We start from the raw sequence: 23,692 nt of genomic DNA, 5'->3' as shown, positions 1-23,692 counted from the left end.
GGCGTGCGCATCCGTCTCGATCTCGCCTACGACGGCGCTGACTTCTCGGGCTGGGCGCGCCAGCCGGGTCTGCGCACGGTGCAGGGCGTGCTCGAGGGTGCGGTCGCGCGCGTGCTCGGCGGCGAGCCGCGCCTCGTGGTCGCGGGACGCACCGACGCGGGCGTGCACGCGAGCGGACAGGTCGCGCACCTCGACCTCGACGAGATCCAGCACCGCCGGCTCGACGCCGGGCGGGGCGATGTCGACCAGCTCGCCCGCAAGATCACCGGCGTGCTCGGACGTTCCCCCGATGTCGTCGTGCACCGCACCTCGATCGCCCCCGACGGCTTCGACGCCCGCTTCTCGGCCGTGTGGCGCCGCTACACGTACCGCGTGGCCGACGAGGTCACCGGCTACGACCCGCTCGAGCGCACGCGCACCACCTTCGTGCGGGCACGCCTCGACGAGCAGGCGATGGATGCCGCGGCCCGCGCCCTCATCGGGCTCCACGACTTCGCCGCCTACTGCAAGCCGCGCGAGGAGGCCACGACGATCCGCACGCTGCTCGACTACTCGTGGCGGCGCGACGAGACCGGCACGCTCGTCGCGCACGTGCGCGCGGACGCCTTCTGTCACAGCATGGTGCGCGCCCTCGTCGGCGCCTGCGTCGCGGTCGGGCAGGGGCGCCTCGCGCCGGACGACCTCGTGCGGCTGCGAGATGAGGCGGTGCGCACGAGCGCGTTCCCCGTGCTGGCTGCCCACGGGCTCACCCTCGCCGAGGTCGGCTACCCCGCCGAGGACCTGCTCGCCGCGCGCGCCGACCAGACGCGTGCCCGCCGCGAGCTCGACTGAGCGCGTCCTTCGGCGACGCATGAGCGAACCCTGTGAGATCCACCGTGCGCCCGGCGCCGCGCCGGCACCGGCCTATCGTGGAAGCACGATGAAGGTCATCTCCTACAACCTGCGCAAGCACCGGGCCGCCGGCGAGCTCATCCACCGCGTCGCGGAGCACGACCCCGACGTGCTGTGCCTGCAGGAGGCGGACACCACCGACCTCCCCGATCGCCTCGGCGGCCTCGTGCTCGCCGACGCCACCCAGCGCAACCGGTTGGGTCTCGCGGTCTACTTCCGCGAGAGCACGTTCCGGCTGCAGGAGGTGCGCGCCATCTCGCTGAAGAAGTCGCTGCACGACATGGTGCTCAAGCCCGCCGAAGAGCGGATGCTGGGGGTGCGCCTGCGCGACATCGACCACAACAGCGAGCTGCTCGTCGCCTCGTTCCACGCCGCCCCCCTCACGGCGCTGAACTCGCTGCGACGCCATCAGATCCGCACGGCGCTCGCCGAGCTCGCCGACCTCGGCCCGGGACTGCCGACGCTCATGGTCGGCGACTACAACTACCCCGTCTTCAAGGAGAAGCTGGGCGAGCGCGTGCGCGACCAGGGCTACGAGCTGAGCCTCAGCGACTCCCGCACCTACACGCGCTACCGGTTCTTCCGCGGGCACTACGACTTCGCCACCTCGTCGGGGTTCACGATCGCCGACATCCGCACACTCCCGCAGGGGCTCAGCGATCACCTCCCGATCCTCGTGACCGCCCAGCCCGACCCGGCGCGCATCGCCGCCTGAGTCGCGGCGCCCGTCGCCGCGTCACCGCGGGTGGGCGCCGGCGTCAGGAGTGCGGGTCAGGCCGCGGCATCCACGGCGCTCGGCGACGCCGCACGCGGGAGGCGAGCCGCATCGGTGAAGCGGGCCCGGGCGATGACGACCGCGGCGACGACCATGAGCAGCGCCCCCAGACAGTAGGGCGCCGCGTGGCTCACGACGGCGTAGAGGGCGCCGGCGAGGAGCGGCGCCACCGTGCTCATGGCGGCGTTGAGCGACTGCGTCGCGCCGCCCAGCCAGCCTTGCTCGTCGGCGCCGACCGCGTTGGACATCGCGCCGTCCATCGCGGCCTGCGCGGCACCCTGCCCCGCGGCGAGCAGGAGCGATCCGGCGATGAACACCCACGGCTGGGCGAGCACCGAGGCGACCAGCGCGAGGGCCGCGAGTCCCAGTGCCTGGCCGATGATGCCGCTGACGATGACCGCGCGCTCGCCCATGCGGGGGAGCAGCACGCCGAGCAGGGCGCCCTGCACGATGATGTCGACGATGCCGACCGCGGCGATGAGCAAGCCGATCGCGGTCGGACCCCAGCCGATGGAGTCGTAGGCCATCACGCTGAAGTTGTTCACGAACATGCCGAACGGCAGCGCGAGCAGCGCGAAGCCGATCATGAGGCCGCGCAGCTCGCGGCGGCCGAAGGCCTCGCGGAACACGGCGAACGGGTGGAGGTCGGCGACGCGGATCGAGGCGATGCGGTTCTCGGGGCGCAGGCTCTCGGGCAGCAGGAAGATGCACAGCAGCGCGATCACGAACGACACCGCGGCGGTGAGGAAGACGGGCAGCTCGACGCTGATCGCGGCGAGCAGGCCGCCGACGGCCGGCCCCACCATCGTGCCGATGCCGGAGAGGGCGCCGAGCAGGCCGAAGCGCTGGGCGCGCTTCTCGGGCGGGGTGATGTCGGCGAGGTACGCGAACAGAGCGGGCAGGTCTCCGGCGGTGGCGCCCTGGATGACGCGGGCCAACAGCAGCACCCAGAGAGCGCCGCCGATGCCGAACAGCATCATGCTGACGGCCGCGCCGAGCGCGGCGACGATGATGACGGGTCGGCGACCGAAGCGGTCGGACAGGCGACCGAGGAAGGGTGCGATGAGGAAGGCGCAGAGGCCGTTGACGGCTTCGAGCACGCCGACCCACACGGCGAGGTCGCTCTCGTTGGACACGTAGCGCAGGACGACGAAGGGGAGCACGGGGAGCACGACGGTCATGCCGGCGGTGGTCAGCATCGTCAGGACGATGAGCATGATCCAGGCGCGGCGGTCGCTGCTCGGGCTGGTCGAGGAGGAGGTCATGCGATAACTGTATTGATACCAGTTTTGTTGTCAATACAGTTTCGAACTCGATCTGGCTAGACTGGCGGCATGAGCACGTCTGAGCAGCCGGGCCGGCGCGAGAGTTCCCCCGCGCCGGACGGTCGGCAGGAGAGTTCCCCTGCGCCGGAGGGTCGGCGCGAAAATTCCCCTGCGCCGGGGGGTCGGCGCGAAAGTTCCCCTGCGCCGGAGGGCCGGCGCGAAAGAAAGAAGCGCGCGACGCGCAAGCTGATCTCCGACACCGCCACCATGCTGTTCCTCGAGCGCGGGTTCGCGAACGTCAGCATCCGCGAAGTGGCCGATGCCGCGGATGTCTCGCCGACGACGGTGTTCGCACACTTCCCGCAGAAGGAGGCGCTCGTCTTCGACGAGGACGACGAGCAGCGCGACAAGCTCATCGCCTCGGTGCGGGACCGAGGCCCCGGCGTCTCCGTCCACACGGCGCTGCACGACTTCTACCTCGCGGAGATCGCGGCGAACGTCGTCGAGCACGGCGATGCGGTGTCGCGCCGGTTCATGGAGTTCCTCAACGCGACCCCCGCTCTGCGCGACTACGCGGCACGCATGTGGCTGCGCCATGAAGACGCACTGGCAGCCGTGATCGCCGCCGACGCGGGCGTCGACGAACCGTCGCCGGAGGTACGCGCCTACAGCAGGTTCGTGCTGCAGATCCAGATCCTCGCGAGCGAGAGCGACGACCCCGTCGGCGTCTGCGAGGCGGGCTTCGCCGTGCTCACCGACGGCTGGCGTGCGGTCGAGCGCTCGCTCGGCGCATCGGTGTGAGCATTCAGGCCTCGAGGGCGAGACGGACGAGCAGGCCGATCGCGTCGATCCCCGGGCCCATCTCCGCCGCCGCCCGCTCGTAGGTCGCGCGTGACCGCCCGATGGGGTCGATCACATCGTCCTCGGTGAGATCGACCGGAGGCTCGACCTCACCGCGCGCGGTCGCGAGCCGCGCCAGCATCGCCTCGACACGGCGGGCGGGGACGGAGCCCGCGGCGGCCGCCGCGGCGCGCAGGCCGTCGTCGCCCACGGCGGCGGCCAGCCGAGCGAGCTCCCGAGCGGTGAAGCTCGACCGCAGCCGAGACGGCGCCAGCTCCACGACTGCACGGCGGTGCTCCCGCGACATCCCGATCACGACGTCCGGGGTGCGCAGGTGCGATTCGGTGAGCCACACCGCCGCGTGCGCCGCGGCGGCCTCCTCGGGCACGCCCGCGGCGACCGCGAGGTCGACGGCCTCAGGGGTCATCGTCGCGCCGGTGCGCGCGCGAACGCCTGCACTGGAGACCACGACGTCCAGCCCCCGCAGCCGCTCGGTGAGCACCAGCTGCGCGTACGGCGAACGGCACACGTTGCCTGTGCACACCACGAGGATCTCGATCACTGCAGCCGCCCCTTCCCGCCGCGATCCGACGCGAGTCTAGCGATGGCGGATGGCGCCCGGTCGCCGCATGACGCCTCCCGACGCGCCGCCACGTGCCGATCCGGCACACCTGAGCGCACGTGCCGATCCGGCACACCTGAGCGCACGTGCCGATCCGGCAAACCTGTGCGATAGTGAGGGGGTACCCCTCCGGGCGCCGCAACTTTGCTCAGGGGGGTCGGCTCACGCATGTCGGGGGCCTTCGCCGCTCGTCACCCGAGACGGGCGTGCGCCGTACGTGATGACGAGCGACGATGTGTGTCGCGAGCCGTCGCGCCTATTGGGGGGGTGTCTCGGTGCGCCTGTTCTCTGTTTTCCGTCGTCGTGTGGTCGCGGTGGCCGCGGCATCCGTCAGTGTCGTCGTGATCGCCGCGGGCCTCGTCGCGATCGCCGCGCCCGCGCAGGCCGCCACCATCAACGCCTCGCAGGGCATCGTCAAGACGGCGATCCTCCCGAGCACGCCGCTCACGCCGGGCACGTCGTTCTCGTATCGGCTCGACTTCAGCTGCGGCACCTCGATCACGGGCGTCACCGGATGTGACACCACGACCATCACCGACCTGCTGCCCGAGTGGATCGACTACGTCGGTGTGAGCTCGTTCCCGGGCACCGCCGCCGGAACCGTCACGACCTCCGCGGTCGGAGACCGCACCCAGGTGGTGCTGGCCTTCACCGCCGCCGTGCAGACTCCATCGGCGTCGACCGGACTGCCGCTGGGGTCGTACCAGATGGACATCCAGGTGCGGGTGTCGCCGAACGCGCCGTGGACCATCGACGGCACGACGATTCCGAACACCGCGAACATCGCCTCGGCGAACGCCGACCCCAAGTCGAGCACCGCGACCGTCACTCCCGTCGTGCCGCAGACCCCTGCAGCCACGGCGGACAAGTCGTTCTCCCCGACCCAGAACTTCAACACCCCGGGGCTCACGACCACCCTGACGCTCACCGGCACGAACACCACCAACGGCCCCGCCGACAGCCTCGTCGTGCAGGATCCGGCCGGGCCCGGCAACCCGCCGACCGGCGCGACGAGCCCGTTCCACTACCTCGCCTTCACCGGGTTCGGCGCGATGACCCTGCCCGCGGGCGCGACCGGCGTCACCGCCGAGGTCTACTCGTCGCTGGACAGCCAGTGGCACACCGTCTACACCGGCGCCGGTCCGCCGGTCTACCCAGCCACCGGTGCGCCTGACCCGGCGGACGTCTACGGCGTGCGCTTCACCTACACCGGCGCGACTGCGGCCGCCATCGAGCGCGGCGCTGCGGGAGTCGCCGCGATCGCCCTCGCCCAGCGCGCGAACGTCGCGGGCCTGCCGGCGACGACCGTGAGCAACAGCATCACCGCGAGCGCGACGCTCGGCACGCTCACGGCGAACTCGCCGCTCGTGAGCAAGAACTACCAGATCGTCCCGTACGGACTGCAGGTGACGGCGGCGAAGACCTTCGACGCCGACCAGGTCAAGGCCGGCGACCCCACCACGGTGCGCCTCGGCGCGACGAACGCGGGGACCGTCGGGCTCCGCTCCCTGTCGATCACCGAGCCGGGCGCCGCGACGACGAGCCCGAACCCGCTCGCCGACGAGCTCACCTTCGCGGGCTTCGGGCAGGTCGGCACGAGCACGACGGGTGTGCAGTGGCCCGACGGCGCCACCTCGGCGACCATCGTCTACACGTATTCCGACAACACGACCTCGGCGCCCCTCTCGACCACGACGGCCGACACGATCCCCGCCCCCGATGTCGCGACGCGTGTCGTCGGCTTCACGGTCACCTTCTCCTCCACGGCCACCGGCGGGATCGTCCCCGGCGCCGAGGCGAAGCTGCCGTTCATCGCGAACACCTCGCGTCCCACGCCGCTTCCCGACCGCACCGACGTGGTCAACGCCGTCGATGTGACCGGTGTCGCCGTCGACGACCCCTCTCGCACGGCGACGGCCCACGCGCAGGACACGCTCTCAATCTACGGTGACCGTCTCGGCGTGACCGTCGCGAAGACGATCACGCCGGGTCAGGGATACCTCACCGCCGGCCAGCAGTTCATCGCGCAGATTCCCGCGACGGTCGCCGGATTCCCGGCGACGACGGTGAACCCCACCCAGGTCGTCGTGACCGACTCCGACGCGCTGTCGGCCGACTGGTGGGACCTGTATGACGCCACCCAGCTCACGCAGCTCGGCATCCCCGGGAACGCCAGCCTCACCGTGCAGTACCAGACTGCGCCGGGCGTGTGGACGAACCTGCCGGGAGCGATCGGCCTGACCGCTCCGCCGCAGTACCGCACGATCGACATCCCCTCCTCACTGTCGGGGTCTATCACCGGGCTCCGCTTCGTCTACGACGCGCTGAGTGGGCAGAGCTTCGCCCCGGGTTCGACCTTCCAGCCGAACATCACCTTCACCACTCGGGCCGTGACCCGGTCCAGCTCGACCCCGATCGGGTCGGTGCCGACCAATGCGACCATCCCCGGACCGGGATCGGGCACGACCGACGTCGTGCAGCGCGCGAACTGCGGATCGGCGGATGCCTCGGCGACGAGCCCCGCGCTCTCGGCGACGACGGCGAACACCTCGCCGTGCGCCGTCGTGAACCTGGTTCCGCTCGGGGGAGGGAGCGGAACAGGCCCCGACCTCGTCGACAAGTCGCTCAACCCGATCGCGCTGACGGAGCGTACGCAGGCCACCGCGACGGGAACCCTCAACTGGTCGACGGGGGGGCTGACCGGCATCGCCCAGCAGTACGTCACCGAGACCGGCGCGGCCGGTGGGCCCGCGACCTCGGCGTCGCTGGGCACCTCGTTCTTCAACACGTTCGATCTCACCCGGATCGCGCCGATCACGAAGACCTCCGACCCGGCCATCGCCTACGACACGCTCGCCGCCGTGGAGCTGTTCAACGGCCAGACGGGGGTGTGGACTCCCGTCACGATCTCCGGCGCGACCTCGTGGGACGGCCCCACGTCGGGCTCGACGGTCTTCCCCGGGTACACGCTGAGTGCGAGTGAGCGTTCCACCACGACGGGCGTGCGCTTCCTGTTCGAGGAGAGCCCGAACCGGGCGTCTGTGCTCACGCCGGGCTCGCTCACCCAGCCTGCCGTGGGCAGCGGGGTGACGGCGACGCAGAACCGGCGCCCGATCACGCTGACCTTCCAGCTGCGCGACGTGCTGCGCTCCGACGGCACGACGCCGGTGCTCTACAACGACCTGTACAACACGTCGACGCCCGGCCAGATCCACAACACGGTGACCTCTGACGCCTGCCTCACCGACTTCGTCGCCGGCGTCTGTGCGGACGGCTTCTCGACGACCGACGGTGCGGACATCGCACTGCTGAACGCGACGGCGACGATCACGACGACCAAGACCTGGTCGGGCGGTCCGATCGGCGTGCCGCCGTCGGGAACGCCCGCCGCGGACTACCCGTCGACGCGGGCGACCCTCGACGTCACCAACAACGGCCCGCAGCTGGTGAACTCGATCACCGCGACGGAGCCGTCACCCGGAGTGCTGCCCGGCGACGCCGCCTTCGCGGGCAGCGCGTTCGACGCGTTCACGCTGACGGACATCGCCGGAGTGACCGCACCGCAGGGCGCGACCGCGACCGAGCTGATCCTCACCTACGCCGACGGCACGACCTCGTCCCCGTACACGATCGCGCAGGCCACCGCGTTGACCGCCGCCGATCTCGTGAACGTGGTCGGCATCTCCGCCACCAGCACCGGGCGCATCCAGCCGACGACCTCCGGCAACACCAACGGGCGTCTGCGCATCGTGATCGACCTGCAGCTGCGCGAGACGTACCGTTCCGACCCGGCGACCGCGGTCGCCGCAGGCAGCGTGCCGAACACGCTCATCGGCCAGCTCGCCGACCCGTCGATCGAGACCGCGGGAACCTGCGCGGACTCGCCGGTCACACCGAGCCCGGCACCGAACACGGTCATCGACTGCGACAGCGCGGCGATGCAGATCACCAACACCCAGACCCGCACCGTGACGGCCGCGAAGAGCTTCGCCCCGGACAGCCAGCAGTACGAGAACGAGTCCGACACGTTCACGATGAACATCGCCGGCACGCCGGGCGGAACCGCGCGCAGCAACCAGGTGCAGCTGACCGACCAGTCGCCCGCGTTCTTCAACGCGTACTCGTTCGCCGGTCTCGCCTCCACCTTCGCGATCGCGAGCCCGGCCAACCGGGTCATGGTCGAGGTGCTCACCGGTGGCACCTACGCGGTCGCCCCCGACAACTCCCTGACGCTCACCGGCGGCACCTGGCAGACCGTGGTCGGCACCGCCAGCACCGCGTGGAAGTCCGCCGCGCAGGCACGCACCGCCCTCCCGGGCGGCACCGCATCGAGCACGGCCACCCTCGCCGGCGGCGGCCTCGTGACCTACGGCGCGATCCAGGGCGTGCGCTTCACGTATCAGCGGGTCGCCGCGGCATCCGTCAACGACCCGGCAGCCGCCCTGCTGCTGTTCGAGAACCCCGCGACGCCCACACTGAAAGCGGCCGTCTCGATCCAGCGCCGCACGGCGCTCGTCACGGGCGGTCCCGTGCCGACCGATCTGGCGGGCAACAGCCCCGCGCCGGGCACGACCGCCGCGGGCAGCTTCCCGAACAGTGTCGAGGCCCGTGCCAGCGGCGTGCCCGGCAACGGAGTCGACGCGGTCGACACCGCATCGGCGACCATGCACTTCCTGCATCTGCCCACCGAAGCCCGCCTCGTGAAGACCCCGTCCGGCACGATGCAGCCCGCCACCACCTTCACGGTGGGACTGGCGACCACAAACAACGGTCAGTATCCAATCATCGACCCCGTCATCACCGACACGCTGCCGGTGGGAACGGCGGTGGCGGGTGCCCCCGACTACGTGTTCCCCGCGGGCGTCGATCCGACCAACGCGTCGTCCTACACCTTCGCCCGCACGGGCGGCACCGCCCCCGGCGCGCCGTACACGTCGGTGCCGGTGGATCCGTCGCAGGTCACCGTGCACGTGACGTACTCGACGGGTTCGACGCCGGAGCCGATCGCGATCCGCTTCTCGTTCGCGTCCGGCACCGCGCTGGGCCTCGGCGAGACGTACACGATCAGCTTCCCGATGCGCCTGCGCCCGGGTCTGCTCGCCGGCCAGGTCATCACGAACACCTACTCGCTCGACGGCCAGCGCCAGTTCGACCAGTGCAACCTGACCGGTCCGCCCAGCGACACCTGCTCGACGTCGGCCGCCGTCAGCGTGCTGCCGCTCGCGAACCTCGGGATGTATCAAGAGGTTCGTGCCGATGACGCGAGCCTCGGCGTGACCTCGTCGAACTCCACGCCCTGCTCGAGCGCCGACGCGACCAGCGACGGCTTCTACTCCGGGCACTGTGCGCCGATCACCAAGCCCGGAGCCGTGAACACCTGGCGCGGGCAGTACACGAACCAGGGCACCTACTCGCTCGACACCGTCTCGAGCATCCTGTACCTGCCCAACTCCGGCGCGAGCGGCATCACGCTGCCGTCCGCGACGACCGAATGGCACCCGACCCTGAGCGCGCTGCCGACCCTGCAGGCCGCGGTCGCGCCGGGCGCGACGGCGACCTACTACTACTCGAGCGTGACGCCCGGCACCGCGCTCTGCGACGACGTGCTCAACCCGGGGGGCAGCTGCCCGCCGGGGTACTGGAAGCCGCTCGACTCGTCGGTCGACCTCAGCACGGTGACGGCGATCTACGCGGTCGTCGACTTCGCCGGCGGCGGACACGCGCTGCGACCGGGGGAGACGTTCACCCTCAGCTTCCCGACGGATGCCCCGCCGGCAGCGGTCAACAGCGGCACCAACCCCATCGCCTGGAACTCGGCGATGACCGGGGCCACCTACACCGCGGGCGGCTCCTCGGTCACGCTGCTGCCGTTCGAGGTGCCTGTCGTCGGCGCGGCGCTCGCCTCGGGAAGCATCACGATCGAGAAGACCGTCACGGGTGATGCCGCGGGGGAGTCGTGGGTGCCCACGACCTTCTCCGGCTCGCTGCAGTGCACATCGAACGGCGTGAGCGTCGCCTCGGCGTCGCTGCCGACGGTGCCGGCTCTGACCGCCAACGTTCCGGTCACCGTCGGCGGGCTCCCGTGGGGTGCGGACTGTGCGTTCGTCGAGTCGAACTCGGGGGCGGCGTCCTCGGTGAGTCCCGCGTCGATCACCGCTGTCTCCGGCACGACGCCCCTGCAGCTGCAGACAGTGACGAACGTCTACGACTACGCGAGCCTCACGGTGTCGAAGACCGTCACCGCGAGCACCGGCTTCCCGATCCCCACGGGCTTCGGCTTCTCGGTGGACTGCACCTTCAACGGCGCGAGCGTGCTGAGCACCACCTTCACGCTCGATGACGGCGGATCGCGCACGTTCACGAACCTGCCCGCCCGTGCGCACTGCACCGTGACCGAGACCGACCCGCTCTCGGCGCAAAGCACGGTCACGAGTGTCGACGTCACGAACCCGACGGTCACCCCGACCACCGACCAGGCCACGCGCACGGCGGACATCCCCGAGCTGAGCCCGAACGGCGCCGGTGGGGCGACCCAGAACGCCGTGTCGTTCGAGAACCTCTACGACGTCGCCGGGCTCACGCTCACGAAGTCGTTCGAGGGGGGCGGCGCGGCTCAGTTCGGTGAGACTCAGTCCTTCACCGCGCACGTGGTGTGCGCGCTGAACGGGCAGACGCTCGTCGACACCACCCGCACGCTCAGCGCGTCAGGCGCGTGGACGGCGTCCGTGACCGGCATCCTCGCGGGCTCCACGTGCGATGTGACCGAGAACGCGCTCCTCGGCGCCGACGCGGTCGTCATCACGCCGAACGACGGAACCGACACGACGACGGGCGTCGTCACGATCCCCACGAGCGGTCTGGCCACCGTCGCGCTGACGAACTGGTACCTGACGGGCTCCGTCCAGGTCACGAAGACCTTCGCCGGTGCGGGGGCGGCGACGTACGGCACCGCGCAGTTCACGTTCGACCTCGCGTGCACGCGCGGGGGCGAGTCGGTCGTGCTGCCCGGCGGGGCGACGCGCATCGTCGATGCGGCGTCCCCCGTGGCCGACTACACGGGCATCGCGAGCGGATCCTCCTGCATCCTCCGGGAGACCGACGCGGGCGGCGCGGGACTGAGTGAGATCCAGTCCGCGACGGGCGCGCCGCTGGCCGACGCGGCGACGGGTTACACCTTCACCGTCGCGACCGACCCGACCGTGCTCTCGGTCGGCGATCAGGCGCAGCCCGCGCTCCAGGTGCAGAACACCTTCCGACTGGCGCAGGTGACGGTCACCAAGACGGTCGACTCGCAGGCGACGGATGCCACGGGGCATCCGCTCACCTACGGGCCGTTCCAGGTCGCGCTCGCCTGCACGTTCAACGGGGCCGCGGTGGCTGCGACCGAGCCGTTGACGCAGAGCATCGCCGCAGGCGGCTCGTTCACCTGGACGGGTCTTCCCGAGGGCGCCGACTGCCGCGTGACGGAGACGGATGCCGCCGGCGCCGCGCGCACGACGGTGGCCGTCACCGAGGGTGGCGTGACGCAGCCCGCGGTGACGGGCACGACGGCGACCCTCTCGCCGCTGCCCGACGTGTCGGCCGCCGACCAGAGCACGGTGGCGTTCACGAACGCCTTCGACGTCGCCCCGGTCGTCATCTCGAAGGAGCTGAGCGGACTCGGGTCGATCGGGATCACCCGCACCTTCCCGGTGCATGTCGTGTGCACCTACACGAGCACGGTGTATCCGGCGGGCGTCACACTGCGCGACGTCACCGCGCAGATCGGCGGGACGGCGGCGGCGACGCTGACCATCTCGGATGTCCCGATCGGCACCGTGTGCGACCTGACCGAGACCGACACGGGCGGTGCCACGGCGACCCGCATCCATGTCGGCACGACGGTGACCACGTCGGCGAGCGCCCAGATCACCCTCACGGGTGACGACTCGTCGATCGTCGTGGAGAACGAGTTCGAGCCGCCGCTGGCCTACACCGGTGCCGCGATGAACGTGCTCGTGCCGATCGGCGGCGGACTGCTGCTGCTCGTCGGCGGGCTCCTGCTGTGGGTGCGCAGGCGCCGCAGCGCCTGATGACCGGATGCCGGTGCGCAGCGATCTGCGCACCGGCATTTGGCCGCGGCATCCCGATGACGTAGACTCTCCCTTTGGTGCGCCTTGCTGGGCGTCACCGCGAACGTGAGCCCTCCACTGGCGTCTTGCGCGAACATCCCTCGCACAAGCACCCCGGAGCGGGATTCACGAACCTCTCCGTTCGATACAGAAAGCAGCACAACTGTGACGCGCACTTTCACCCCCAAGGCAGGCGAGATCCAGCGTGAATGGCTGGTCATCGACGCCACCGACGTCGTGCTCGGCCGCCTCGCCTCGCACGCTGCCGCGATCCTCCGCGGCAAGCACAAGCCCACCTTCGCGAACCACGTCGACACCGGCGACTTCGTCATCGTCGTCAACGCAGAGAAGGTGGCCCTCACCGGTCAGAAGCTCCAGCAGAAGCTCGCCTACCGCCACTCGGGCTACCCGGGCGGTCTCAAGGCGGTCGCCTACTCCGAGCTCCTCGAGAAGAACCCCGTCCGCGCCGTCGAGAAGGCGATCCGCGGCATGCTCCCCAAGAACAGCCTCGGTCGTCAGCAGCTGTCCAAGCTGAAGGTCTACGCGGGTGCCGAGCACCCGCACGCCGCGCAGCAGCCCAAGGCCTACACCTTCGACCAGGTCGCCCAGTAAGCGCCGCTCACCCAAAGGACACACTCGTGGCGAACATCCAGGACTCCACCGACAACAACTACTCGACCGAGACCCCGGCCGACGTGGTCGTCGACGCCCCCCGCCCCGTTCTCTCGGTGCCGGGTGCGGCCGTCGGCCGCCGCAAGCAGGCGATCGCCCGCGTCCGTCTCGTGCCGGGCTCCGGCTCGATCACGGTCAACGGCCGCACGCTCGAGGACTACTTCCCGAACAAGCTGCACCAGCAGCTCATCAACGACCCGTTCACGGTGCTGAACCTCGCGGGCGCCTACGACGTGATCGCCCGCATCCAGGGCGGTGGCCCCTCGGGCCAGGCCGGCGCGCTGCGCCTCGGCATCGCGCGCGCGCTCAACGAGATCGACGCCGAGAACAACCGCCCGACCCTCAAGAAGGCCGGCTTCCTCTCGCGTGACGCTCGCGTCAAGGAGCGCAAGAAGGCCGGTCTCAAGAAGGCGCGCAAGGCTCCTCAGTACTCGAAGCGCTGATCCGCTCCATGGCGCTGTTCGGCACGGACGGCGTGCGGGGGCTGGCCAACGGCCCCCTCACCGCCGATCTTGCTCTCACCCTGGCCCAGGCGACCGCGGTCGTCCTGGGCCAGGGCCGTTCCGCCGAGGCGCGGCGTGCCGCGGGGCGACGCCCACGCGCGGTGCTCGCGCGCGATCCGCGCATCTCCGGCGAGTTCCTCGCGGCGGCGATCGCGGCCGGTCTGGCCTCCTCCGGCGTCGACGTCGATGACGCCGGAGTGCTGCCGACCCCGGCGGCCGCGTTCCTCGTGGCCGACACCGACGCCGACTTCGGCGTGATGGTCTCCGCGTCGCACAATCCCGCGCCCGACAACGGCATCAAGATCTTCGCGCGGGGCGGTGTGAAGCTCCCCGACGACGTCGAGCAGCGCATCGAGTTCGCGCTCGCAGGCCCCAAGCTGCAGCCGACCGGCGCCGGCGTGGGTCGTATCCGCCGCTTCGCGGACGCGGAGGACCGCTACGTCCTGCACCTGCTGCGTTCGCTGCCCCATCGCCTCGGCGGCCTCCATGTGGTGCTCGACTGCGCGCACGGCGCGGCATCCGGAGTCTCGCCCGAGACGTTCCGCGACGCGGGCGCCCGTGTGACGGTGATCGGCGCCGACCCCGACGGGCTCAACATCAACGAGGGCGTCGGCTCGACCCACCTCGACTCGCTCGCGGCGGAGGTCGTGCGGCTGGGCGCCGACATCGGCATCGCCCACGACGGCGACGCCGACCGGTGCCTCGCTGTCGATGCGGCGGGGCGTGTGGTCGACGGCGACCAGATCATGGCGATCCTCGCGGTCGCGATGAAGGAACGCGGCGCGCTCGCGGACGACACCCTGGTCGCGACCGTGATGAGCAACCTGGGCCTGCATCGGGCCATGACCGATCGCGGCATCCGAGTCCTGCAGACCGCGGTCGGCGACCGCTACGTGCTCGAGGCGATGAACCAGGGCCGCTACTCGCTGGGCGGCGAGCAGTCCGGCCATGTGATCATGAGCGCCTTCGCGACGACGGGTGACGGCCTCCTGACCGGTCTGCACCTCGTCGCCGAGATGGCGCGCACCGGACGCTCGCTCGCCGAGCTCGCATCGACAATGACGGTCTACCCGCAGGTGTTGGTGAACGTGCGCGACGTCGATCGCACCCGCGTGGCCGACGCGCAGGTGGCGGCCGCGGTCGCGGCTGCGGAGGCGGAGCTGGGCGACACCGGCCGGGTGCTGCTGCGGGCGTCGGGTACGGAGCCGCTCGTACGCGTGATGGTCGAAGCGGCGGATGCCGCCACCGCCGAGCGCATCGCGGCCACCCTCGCCGACGTGGTGCGCGAGCGCCTCGAGAACTGAGTCCCGCTCAGCTCCAGGCCATCGACTCGATGTAGCGAAGCAGCACGCCCTCGCGCAGTGCCCACGGGCTCACCTCGAGCTCGTCGACGTCCATGAGACGCATCGCGGTGTGCACGACGACGGCGCTCGCGACGATCTGGAACGTGCGGTCGGCGGTGATGCCCGGCAGCTCCTGCCGGGCGGACGCGGGGATGCGCGCGAGCCGCGGAATCCACGAGCCGAGCGCGGCGCGGGGGAGCAGCATCCGCTCGATGCCCGACCAGCCCGGCACGGGGTAGCCGGCCAGCTTCGCGAGCGAGCGGATCGCCTTCGACGACCCGACGACGTGGTCGGGGCGCGCGAGGGCGCGGAAGGGTGCGAGCACGGGGTCGAGGGTCTGCTCTGCGTGTGCGCGCAGCCGCTCGACGGCGTCCTCTCCGGGCGGGTCGTCGTGCAGAAACTCGACGGTCATGCGTCCGCCGCCGAGGGGCACGGATGCCGCGGCCTCCGGCAGCTCGTCGGCGCCCGCCGCGATCTCGAGCGACCCGCCGCCGATGTCGAACAGCAGCACCTGTCCCGCCGACCAGCCGAACCAGCGGCGCACGGCGAGGAAGGTGTACCGCGCCTCGACCTCGCCCCCGAGCACCTGCAGCTCCTGTCCGAGGGCCGCCTCGATGCGGGCGATGACCCCGTCGCCGTTGGTCGCCTCGCGCACCGCGGAGGTCGCGGTCGCCAGCAGCTCGTCGACGCCCTGCTCCCGGGCGACCCGGGCGGCGTCCGCGACGGCCTGCTCGAGGGCGGCGACGCCCTCCTCGCTGATCGATCCGTCGGGGGTCAGGAAGCGCATGAGTCGCAACACCGTGCGCGTGCTCGTCGACGCCAAGGGGCGGCCGCCCGGGTGGGCGTCGGCGACGAGCAGATGGACGGTGTTCGAGCCGATGTCGAGAACGCCGAGTCGCACGCGGTCAGCCTATCCGGCGCCCGCCCGCCGTCGCGGAGCGCCGAGACTCTACCCCGCCGTCGCGACCGGCGTGGGGACCGCGCTCATCGGCTCGGCGCACGGGAGGAGCCATGCCTTCACGAACGCCGTCGACTGGTAGAGGTACTGATACACCCACTGCCCGAAATCGAGGCGCTCCTCGACGGGCACGACGGTCACGTCGCCCGCATAGCAGCGTCCGAAGATGTAGCGGGTACGGGCGACATGGGGGGTGAAGGTGAGCACCACGACGCTCTGCGCGGCGTGATCGCGCGCGTAGGCCTGCAGCAGGGCGACCTCGCCCTTCGTGGTGAACGGTTCGGGCGTGGCGCAGGTCACGTCGGGGCGCGCGCACTCCGGCACGGTCGACGCCGGCATCCCCCCGCCGACCGAGACCAGCAGATGGGATGCCACGCCCTCGTCGAGCAGCTTCTGGGCGTCCGCCATGCGGGCCGGAGTGGGCGGCCCGATCACGTAGACGAGGTCCGCCCGCGCTACCGCCGGGTGCGAGGGGAAGACGTAGAGGGGCAACCCGGCGAGGGCGAGCGCGACCGCCACGCCCATCGCGATGGCCGCGATGACGACCACCCGCCGTTCACGCATCGATAGCCTCCCTTCGGCGGCTCCGGTGCGCTCCTGTCACGGATGCTAGCGCAGCGGGGGCCGCCGGCCCGCGCCGCTAGGCTGACCCCGTGCCCGTCGACGATGCCTCGCCCGAGACCCTCGCGCCCACGCTCTACCGCGCGATCGGTCGCGCGGACTGGTCGCGACTCGCGGCGGGCATGGAGCAGCCGCTGACCGAGGCGGAGGTCGTGCAGCTGCGCGGCATCGGCGACCGCCTCGACCTCACCGAGGTGCGCGAGGTCTACCTGCCGCTGAGCCGGCTGCTCTCGCTCTACGCGTCAGCGACGAAGCGGCTCGGCGCCGACGAGAGCGCCTTCCTCGGGGAGCCCGACACGACGACGCCGTTCGTCGTGGGCGTGGCCGGCTCCGTCGCGGTCGGCAAGTCCACGATCGCGCGCCTTCTGCGTGAGCTCATGAGCCGGTGGCCGGGAACGCCCCGCGTCGAGCTGATCACCACCGACGGGTTCCTCTACCCGAACGCGGAACTCGAGCGACGCGGCCTCATGGCCCGCAAGGGCTTCCCGGAGTCGTACGACCGGCGCGGCCTCGTCGACTTCCTCAGCGCCGTCAAGTCGGGCGCCGAGGAGGTCAAGGCGCCGTTCTACTCGCACATGCGGTACGACATCGTCCCGGACGCCCACATCTCCGTGCACCGACCCGATGTGGTCATCGTCGAGGGTCTCAACGTGCTCCAGCCCCCGCCCTCGCCCAACGACGTCGCGGTGAGCGACCTGTTCGACTTCTCGATCTACGTCGACGCCGAACCCGACGACATCGCCCAGTGGTACACCGACCGCTTCCTCGCCCTGCGTCGCGGCGCGTTCAGCAACCCGTCCTCGTTCTTCAACGTGTTCGCGTCCCTGTCCGATGCGGAGGCCGTCGAGCGCGCGATGGGGTACTGGACCGAGATCAACCTGCCGAACCTCATCGAGAACGTGCTCCCCACCCGTCACCGGGCGAGCCTCGTCTTGCGCAAGGATCGCTCGCACGCGGTCGAGTCGGTGCTGCTGCGCAAGCTCTGAGGGCGCCGTCCGACACGCGGTGGGGCGACGCACTGAGAACTCTGAAGATCTCATAGCAATGCGCGCTGACGGTGCCGAAAAACACGGCAGGATGCCGCGAGATCCGCGTCATCACGCGGATCTCGCCCGCGAGGCGAATCCATAGAGACGGCATAGCGCAACCGCCCGCCAGCCCAGCCGAGCACTCCTAGCCTCGTCGAGGATTCACTCGAAAGGACCGAGGCATGGCAAAGAAGCGCTCTCCGCGCTCGCGTCGCTGGTGGCGCAGGCCGGCAGTCATCATCACCATCGTGGCCGTCGTCGTCGTGGCAGGAGCGGGCACCGCGGCTGCGGTGTTCTTCCTCTCGCCGAAGGCGGCGACCCAGCGCCTGGTCGCGGCCGCCGTCGGCACGTACGACCAGAGCGTCTCGGCGTCGGGCACGATCGAGCCGGCGACGGTCGCGAACCTCACCTTCTCCTCCAGCGGCACCGTCACGGCCGTCGACGTGCAGGTCGGGCAGACGGTCACGGCCGGTCAGGCGCTCGCCTCCATCGACCCGACTCAGCTGCAGAGCCAGGTCACCCTCGCCCAGGCGGAGCTCAACCAGGCCGAGACCCAGCAGACGGCCGCCGCCGGCGGCACCTCGGCGCAGGTGGCCGCGGCATCCGCTCAGGTCGCCTCGGCGCAGGCGAAGCTGCAGCTCGCGCAGACCGCCGTCAGCCAGGCGACGCTCAGTTCTCCGATCGCCGGCGTCGTCGCCGCGGTGAACGTGTCGGTCGGTGCCCAGATCGGGTCGAGCGGGACCTCCTCGGCCTCCAGCAGCTCGTCGGCGTCGCGCACCTCGACGAGCACCGGGACGTCGTCGACCTCGAGCACGCCGACGAGCTCGGCGGCGGCCATCACCGTCATCTCGCCCGCCTCATGGGTCGTCTCCACCACGGTCAGCAACGCGGACCTCGCGAACATCAAGACAGGCATGCAGGCGCAGGTGACGCCCACGGGCGCCACCCAGGCGATCTTCGGCACCGTGCAGTCGATCGGCGTGCAGTCGACCTCGAGCACCGCGGGTGTCGCCCAGTTCCCGGTCACCGTCGCGCTGACGGGCTCGCCGACCGGGCTGTACGCCGGCACGGTGGCGAGCGTGAACATCATCACGAAGGAGCTCGACAACGTGCTCACCGTCCCGACGGCGGCCGTGCGCACCGAGAACGGCCAGACGGTCGTCACCGTCAGCGACAACGGGTCGCAGCAGACCGTGCAGGTCACCCTCGGCCAGATCTTCGGGGCCCAGACGCAGATCACCAACGGTCTGGCGGAGGGTCAGGAGGTCGTGGTGCCGGTCACGCAGTCGTTCCGCACCGGATCGGGATCGGGCGGCTCCAGCATCTTCGGCGGCACCGGCGGCTCGGGTCGCTCGGGCGGCGCGGGCGGCTCCGGCACGGGTGGCTCCGGCCGCGCGGGTTCGGGATCCGGATCCTCGACCTCGGGCGGCAACTGACATGCTCGGCGAACCGATCATCGAGCTCGACGACGTGCGCAAGTCGTACGTCATCGGCGACATCGAGGTGCAGGCGCTGCGGGGCCTGAGCCTGACCGTGCGCGAGGGCGACTACCTCGCCGTCATGGGCCCGTCGGGCTCCGGCAAGTCGACGCTGATGCACATCCTCGGATGCCTCGACATCCCGACCTCCGGCTCCTACCGTCTGGCCGGCGACGATGTGTCCACCCTCACGGAGGCGCAGCTGGCCGAGATCCGGAACCGGCGCATCGGGTTCGTCTTCCAGCAGTTCAACCTGCTGCCGAGCCTCACCGCCTGGCGCAACGTGGAGCTGCCGCTCGTGTACGCCGGTGTCGGGCGGGAGGAGCGCAAGCGGCGGGCCATCGAGGCGCTGGAGAGCGTCGGGCTCGGCAGTCGCATCGACCACCGCCCGAACGAACTCTCCGGCGGCCAGCAGCAGCGCGTCTCGGTCGCCCGGGCGCTCGTTACGAAGCCCAGCCTGATCCTGGCGGACGAGCCGACCGGAAACCTCGACAGCGTCTCGACCGAGGACATCCTCGCCCTCTTCGACGAGCTGCATCAGCAGGGGCGCACCGTCGTCGTCATCACCCACGAGCACGAGGTGGCCGACCGTGCCGCGTACGCCGTGAGCATCCGCGACGGCGAGCTGCAAGACCCGGACGGCGTGCTGGCTGCGGCGGCGATCGTCCCCGCGGCGGGCGCGCACGCGGCATCCGCTCCGTCCCCCACCGACCTGCCCGACCACCCCACCTCGATCGGAGACGAACGATGAACTGGGCGGAGACGCTGCGCACGGCGCTCGACGCGATCCGGCACCGCCGGATGCGCTCCGCGCTGACCGTGCTCGGCATCCTCATCGGGATCGCCGCGGTCATGCTGACGGTCGGCCTCGGACAGGGCGCGCAGCAGCAGGTCGCCGCGCAGATCAACTCTCTCGGCTCGAACCTGCTCGTCGTCACTCCCGGCTCCACGACGAGTGTCGGCGGAGTGCGCGGCGGTGCCGGCTCGGCCTCGACGCTCACCTCCGCCGATGCCGCGCTGCTCGCCAACACCACGGTCGCGCCCGACATCGGGGCCGTCGCGCCCGTGTCGACGACCTCTCAGCTGGCGGTTGCCGGAACCTCGACCTGGACCACCTCGATCGTCGGCACCACGCCGACGTGGCTGACGGTGCGCGCCCGGTCGGTGGTGTCGGGCCGGTTCTTCACGAACGACGATCTGAACAACCTCTCGCGCGTCGCCGTGATCGGGTCCACGACCGCATCCGATCTGTTCGGGTTCCGCGATCCGGTCGGCCAGCAGGTGACGATCGCGAACATCCCGTTCACGATCATCGGCGAGCTGAACACCGCCGGCTCGACCGTCGGCGGCGACCAGGACGATCAGCTGGTCGTGCCGTCGACCACGTGGGCGTCGATCTTCTCCAGCTCGGGCGGCTCGACGATCTCCTCCATCTATGTCGAGGCGGCGAGCACGCAGGCGCTGTCGGCGGCCTACCAGGAGACCGACAATGCGCTGCTGACCCAGCACGGGGTGACTGCCTCGAACGCGGACTTCCAGGTCGCGAGCCAGGCCTCGCTGCTGCAGACCGCGACCTCCACGACGCAGATCCTCACGATCCTCCTCGCGGGCATCGCGGCGATCTCGCTGCTGGTCGGCGGCATCGGCGTGATGAACATCATGCTCGTGTCGGTGACCGAGCGGGTGCGCGAGATCGGTCTGCGCAAGGCGCTGGGTGCGACCCCGCGAGCCATCCTGCGGCAGTTCCTCGTCGAGGCGAGCGTGCTCGGCCTCATCGGCGGGCTCCTGGGCATCGCGCTCGGCACGATCGGCGCGCTCACCCTTCCTGCGGTGCTCGGCCAGCCCGTGCTGCTCTCCCTGCCGGTCGCGCTGGGCGCCCTGCTGGTCTCTTTGATTATCGGAATCGTCGCGGGGGTCTACCCCGCGGGACGAGCGGCGCGCCTTGCGCCGATCGACGCGCTGAGGAGCGAATGACATGAGGTACTCCAAGACCGGTCTGCTGGCGGTTCTCGCCGGCGCCGCCATCGTGCTGTCGGCCTGCTCGGCCGCCGGCGCCACCGATTCGGGCAACGCCGCCCCCAACCCCGCTCCCTCGAGCAGCCGCGCGGCCCGCATCCCGGGCGTCAGCGGGCAGGTCGCGGCGCTGAACGGAAGCACGGCGCAGGTGCAGACGCGCACCGCGCAGACGGCGGTCACGTGGACGGGGTCGACCACCTTCGAGGTGCAGAAGAGCGCGGATGCCACGGCTCTCGCAACCGGCGACTGCGTCGTCGTCCGTGCGGATCAGAGTGGGTCCAGCGGGTCCGCCACGCCGGCGACGCAGGTCGCCGCGGCCTCGGTGGAGATCACCTCCAGCGGCGGGTCGACCTGCACCGCCGGGTTCGGTGGCGGCGCCGGCGGCGGAGCCGGACAGGGCGGGTCGGGCGGCCCCGCATCCGGATCGGGCAGTGCGACCCCGCGCACCGGCGGCTTCGGTGGTTTCGGTGCGTTCGGACAGATCGCGTCGCTCTCGAACGGATCGTTCGTGGTGACCGAGGCGGCGCGGGGCGGCGGCTCGTCGACCCAGGTGACGGTGACGACGTCCTCCTCGACGACCTACACCCAGCTGGCATCCGGGACCGCGAGCGATGTGGCGGTCGGCGTCTGCGTGACCGCGACCGGAACGAAGGATGACACCGGCGCCCTGACGGCGACATCGCTCACCGTCAGCCAGCCCGTCAACGGCACGTGCTCGAGCGGCTTCGGAGGTCGCTCCGGCTCCGGCTCCGGCTCCGGTTCGGGGTCCGGCTCCTCGGGCTCCTCCGGCTCGAACTCCTGACCTCGCCGTCGATGACACAGCCCGCCGGCCCGATCGCGCATCCCGCGCGTCGGATCCGGCGGGCCTGACGAGAAAGAATTCCCCATGTCTCCCACGCGACAGCGTCGACGTCTCACCTGGATCATCGGCAGTGCCGTCGGTGCCGTGATCGTGATCGTGGCCGCGGGCGGCGCGGTCGTGGCCGTGCAGGCCTCGACCGGCTCCGACCGCTATCGCACGGCGGCGGTGTCCACCGGTGCCGTGTCGCAGGTGCTCACCCTCACGGGCACGGTGCAGCGGCTCGGCGACACCTCGGTCGGTTTCGCGACGTCGGGCACCGTGACGAGCATTCCGGTGGCGGTGGGCCAGACGGTGACCGAGGGGCAGACCCTCGCCACGATCGACCCGGCGCCGCTCGAGTCGGCGCTGCTGGCCGCGCAGGCGCAGCTCGCCAACGACCAGGTGACGCTCGAGTCTGCGCAGTCGGGCACCACGACGAGCGGCGCCTCGGGTGGTTCCGGTGGCACCACCGCGAGCGGATCGTCGTCGGGTTCCTCCGGCGGATCGGCGGCGGGCGGATCGTCCGGATCGACGTCCGCGCTCACGGCGGCGATCACCGCGATGGATGCCGCGGTCAAGGCGGAGGGAGCAGCGTGCGCCGCGCTGCTCGCCCCGGCCGCGCCGCACCCGTCGAGCTCGCCGGCGCCGACCGATTCCCCGACCGCCACGCCCGCTCCCACGGACAGCCCGAGCCCGTCGGCGACGCCCACCGATTCCCCGACGCCCACCCCCAGCCCCTCGGCATCGCCCTCAGTCCCGACGCCGGCGGAGATCCAGCAGTGCACGACCGCCATCGCGAAGGCGAGCGCGGCGATCTCCCAGGCCGCCGCGACGATCGTGCAGGCGTCGAAGAGCGCCGGGACGTCCTCGACGTCCAGCCACGGCGCGACAGGCTCGAGCACGTCGACCACGTCGACCACGTCCTCGACATCGCAGGCCGCCGCGCAGGCGAGTCGCGTCGCGTCCGCCGCCGTCGCCGTGCTGCAGGATCAGTCGGCCGTCTCGACGGCGCAGGCCAACCTCGCCGATGCGACTCTCGTCGCCCCGGTCGGCGGCGTGGTCGCCAGCATCCCGTTCTCGGTCGGCGACACCGCCACCACCAGCGAGGCGGTCATCATCTCGGCGGCGGGCGACGCCGACATCACCGTCGACGTGCCGATCTCCGACATGTCGCTCGTGAAGTCGGGTCTCGCCGCGCAGGTCACGCCCGACGGTGCCCAGACGGCCCTCACGGGCAGCGTCGAGACCGTGAGCCTTCTCCCCGTCTCGTCCACGGCCTCCACGCCGTCCTATCCCGCCGTCGTGACGGTCGCCAACCCTCCGATCGCGCTGGCGACCGGATCCCAGGCGGTCGTCGCGCTGACCGTGGCATCCGCCACCAACGCGCTGCGGGTGCCGACGTCGGCGCTGAGCGGTCTGGCCGGCAACACGGCCACGGCGATCGTGCTCAGCGGATCCGACTCGACCTCGTCGGTATCGGTGCAGGTCGGCGCCGTGGGCGACGGCTGGGCGCAGATCGTCAGCGGGCTGCAGATCGGACAGCAGGTCGTCCTCGCCGACAACCAGGCGACGCTGCCCAGCAACTCGAGCACTTCGACCGGCCGTTTCGGTTCGGGCGGCGGATTCGGCGGCGGCTCGTTCACGGGCGGAACCCGCACGGGCGGCACCACCGGCGGGTCGTCCTCGCGCACCGGCGGCTGAGCCGCGCTGACGGATTCCGCACATGCC

The 23,692-nt window shown here is 71.2% G+C and carries 17 protein-coding genes; 13 read left to right on the top strand and 4 right to left on the bottom strand.

Annotation, left to right across the window (positions count from 1 at the left end; all coding sequences use genetic code 11):
- The first annotated feature begins 3 nt into the window (after positions 1–3).
- Together truA and FFS51_RS09920 are read left to right on the top strand one after the other, a co-directional pair.
- On the top strand, positions 4–831 hold the full coding sequence (truA, locus tag FFS51_RS09925) for a tRNA pseudouridine(38-40) synthase TruA (protein WP_056206069.1): 828 nt from the start codon (positions 4–6) through the stop codon (positions 829–831).
- A gap of 88 nt (positions 832–919) precedes the next feature.
- Positions 920–1,606 (top strand): endonuclease/exonuclease/phosphatase family protein, encoded by a 687-nt coding sequence (locus tag FFS51_RS09920; protein ID WP_045246268.1) that lies wholly within the window; start codon positions 920–922, stop codon positions 1,604–1,606.
- 56 nt (positions 1,607–1,662) lie between these two features.
- Here FFS51_RS09920 and FFS51_RS09915 read toward each other — a convergent pair whose 3' ends face one another.
- Positions 1,663–2,931, bottom strand: coding sequence for an MFS transporter (locus tag FFS51_RS09915; protein ID WP_249352703.1), 1,269 nt, complete (start codon positions 2,929–2,931; stop codon positions 1,663–1,665).
- 246 nt (positions 2,932–3,177) lie between these two features.
- Here FFS51_RS09915 and FFS51_RS09910 point away from each other — a divergent pair, with 246 nt between their 5' ends.
- The gene (locus tag FFS51_RS09910) at positions 3,178–3,732 is read left to right on the top strand and encodes a TetR/AcrR family transcriptional regulator (RefSeq protein ID WP_283205735.1); all 555 of its coding nucleotides are present in this window, start codon (positions 3,178–3,180) and stop codon (positions 3,730–3,732) included.
- A 4-nt stretch (positions 3,733–3,736) separates the two neighbouring features.
- Here the strand turns inward: FFS51_RS09910 and FFS51_RS09905 are convergent, their stop codons facing one another.
- Complete coding sequence (locus tag FFS51_RS09905; RefSeq protein WP_137878228.1) at positions 3,737–4,333, bottom strand: arsenate reductase/protein-tyrosine-phosphatase family protein; 597 nt, start codon at positions 4,331–4,333, stop codon at positions 3,737–3,739.
- A 335-nt stretch (positions 4,334–4,668) separates the two neighbouring features.
- Here FFS51_RS09905 and FFS51_RS09900 point away from each other — a divergent pair, with 335 nt between their 5' ends.
- The 4 genes from FFS51_RS09900 (at position 4,669) to glmM (ending at position 14,983) form a co-directional block, all read left to right on the top strand.
- The gene (locus tag FFS51_RS09900) at positions 4,669–12,465 is read left to right on the top strand and encodes a DUF5979 domain-containing protein (RefSeq protein ID WP_212742807.1); all 7,797 of its coding nucleotides are present in this window, start codon (positions 4,669–4,671) and stop codon (positions 12,463–12,465) included.
- Between the two features lie 204 nt (positions 12,466–12,669).
- Positions 12,670–13,116 (top strand): 50S ribosomal protein L13, encoded by a 447-nt coding sequence (gene rplM / locus FFS51_RS09895; protein ID WP_045246273.1) that lies wholly within the window; start codon positions 12,670–12,672, stop codon positions 13,114–13,116.
- Between the two features lie 26 nt (positions 13,117–13,142).
- Positions 13,143–13,619: a 30S ribosomal protein S9 gene (gene rpsI / locus FFS51_RS09890; RefSeq protein WP_056206062.1), complete on the top strand. Its 477-nt coding sequence runs from the start codon at positions 13,143–13,145 to the stop codon at positions 13,617–13,619.
- A gap of 8 nt (positions 13,620–13,627) precedes the next feature.
- Positions 13,628–14,983 (top strand): phosphoglucosamine mutase, encoded by a 1,356-nt coding sequence (gene glmM, locus FFS51_RS09885; protein ID WP_137878226.1) that lies wholly within the window; start codon positions 13,628–13,630, stop codon positions 14,981–14,983.
- A gap of 7 nt (positions 14,984–14,990) precedes the next feature.
- Here glmM and FFS51_RS09880 read toward each other — a convergent pair whose 3' ends face one another.
- Entirely contained in the window at positions 14,991–15,923 is a 933-nt protein-coding gene (locus FFS51_RS09880) for a Ppx/GppA family phosphatase (RefSeq protein ID WP_137878225.1), read from the bottom strand.
- A gap of 48 nt (positions 15,924–15,971) precedes the next feature.
- Positions 15,972–16,544 carry a YdcF family protein gene (locus FFS51_RS09875; RefSeq protein WP_137878224.1) on the bottom strand — a complete coding sequence of 191 codons (573 nt, stop codon included), beginning with the start codon at positions 16,542–16,544 and terminating at the stop codon, positions 15,972–15,974.
- An 89-nt stretch (positions 16,545–16,633) separates the two neighbouring features.
- Between FFS51_RS09875 and coaA the strand changes: the two genes are divergently transcribed.
- The 6 genes from coaA (at position 16,634) to FFS51_RS09845 (ending at position 23,665) form a co-directional block, all read left to right on the top strand.
- On the top strand, positions 16,634–17,587 hold the full coding sequence (gene coaA / locus FFS51_RS09870; RefSeq protein ID WP_045246281.1) for a type I pantothenate kinase: 954 nt from the start codon (positions 16,634–16,636) through the stop codon (positions 17,585–17,587).
- Between the two features lie 224 nt (positions 17,588–17,811).
- On the top strand, positions 17,812–19,065 hold the full coding sequence (locus tag FFS51_RS09865) for an efflux RND transporter periplasmic adaptor subunit (protein ID WP_137878223.1): 1,254 nt from the start codon (positions 17,812–17,814) through the stop codon (positions 19,063–19,065).
- Between the two features lies 1 nt (position 19,066).
- Positions 19,067–19,858: an ABC transporter ATP-binding protein gene (locus FFS51_RS09860; RefSeq protein ID WP_082486256.1), complete on the top strand. Its 792-nt coding sequence runs from the start codon at positions 19,067–19,069 to the stop codon at positions 19,856–19,858.
- Positions 19,855–21,081 (top strand): ABC transporter permease, encoded by a 1,227-nt coding sequence (locus FFS51_RS09855; protein WP_045246286.1) that lies wholly within the window; start codon positions 19,855–19,857, stop codon positions 21,079–21,081. The genes FFS51_RS09860 and FFS51_RS09855 overlap by 4 nt, the downstream gene beginning before the upstream one ends.
- Position 21,082: 1 nt before the next feature.
- Positions 21,083–21,925, top strand: a complete 843-nt coding sequence (locus FFS51_RS09850; protein WP_137878222.1) for a DUF5666 domain-containing protein — start codon at positions 21,083–21,085, stop codon at positions 21,923–21,925.
- A gap of 84 nt (positions 21,926–22,009) precedes the next feature.
- Positions 22,010–23,665, top strand: coding sequence for a permuted SH3 domain-containing protein (locus FFS51_RS09845; protein ID WP_137878221.1), 1,656 nt, complete (start codon positions 22,010–22,012; stop codon positions 23,663–23,665).
- Positions 23,666–23,692: the final 27 nt, after the last annotated feature.

The sequence above is a fragment of the Microbacterium sp. 4NA327F11 genome (assembly GCF_005503465.1).
GTDB classification, from domain to species: domain Bacteria; phylum Actinomycetota; class Actinomycetes; order Actinomycetales; family Microbacteriaceae; genus Microbacterium; species Microbacterium ginsengisoli.
Note: the sequence above shows the minus strand (reverse complement) of the source record. Positions and strands in the feature narration are given on the sequence as shown.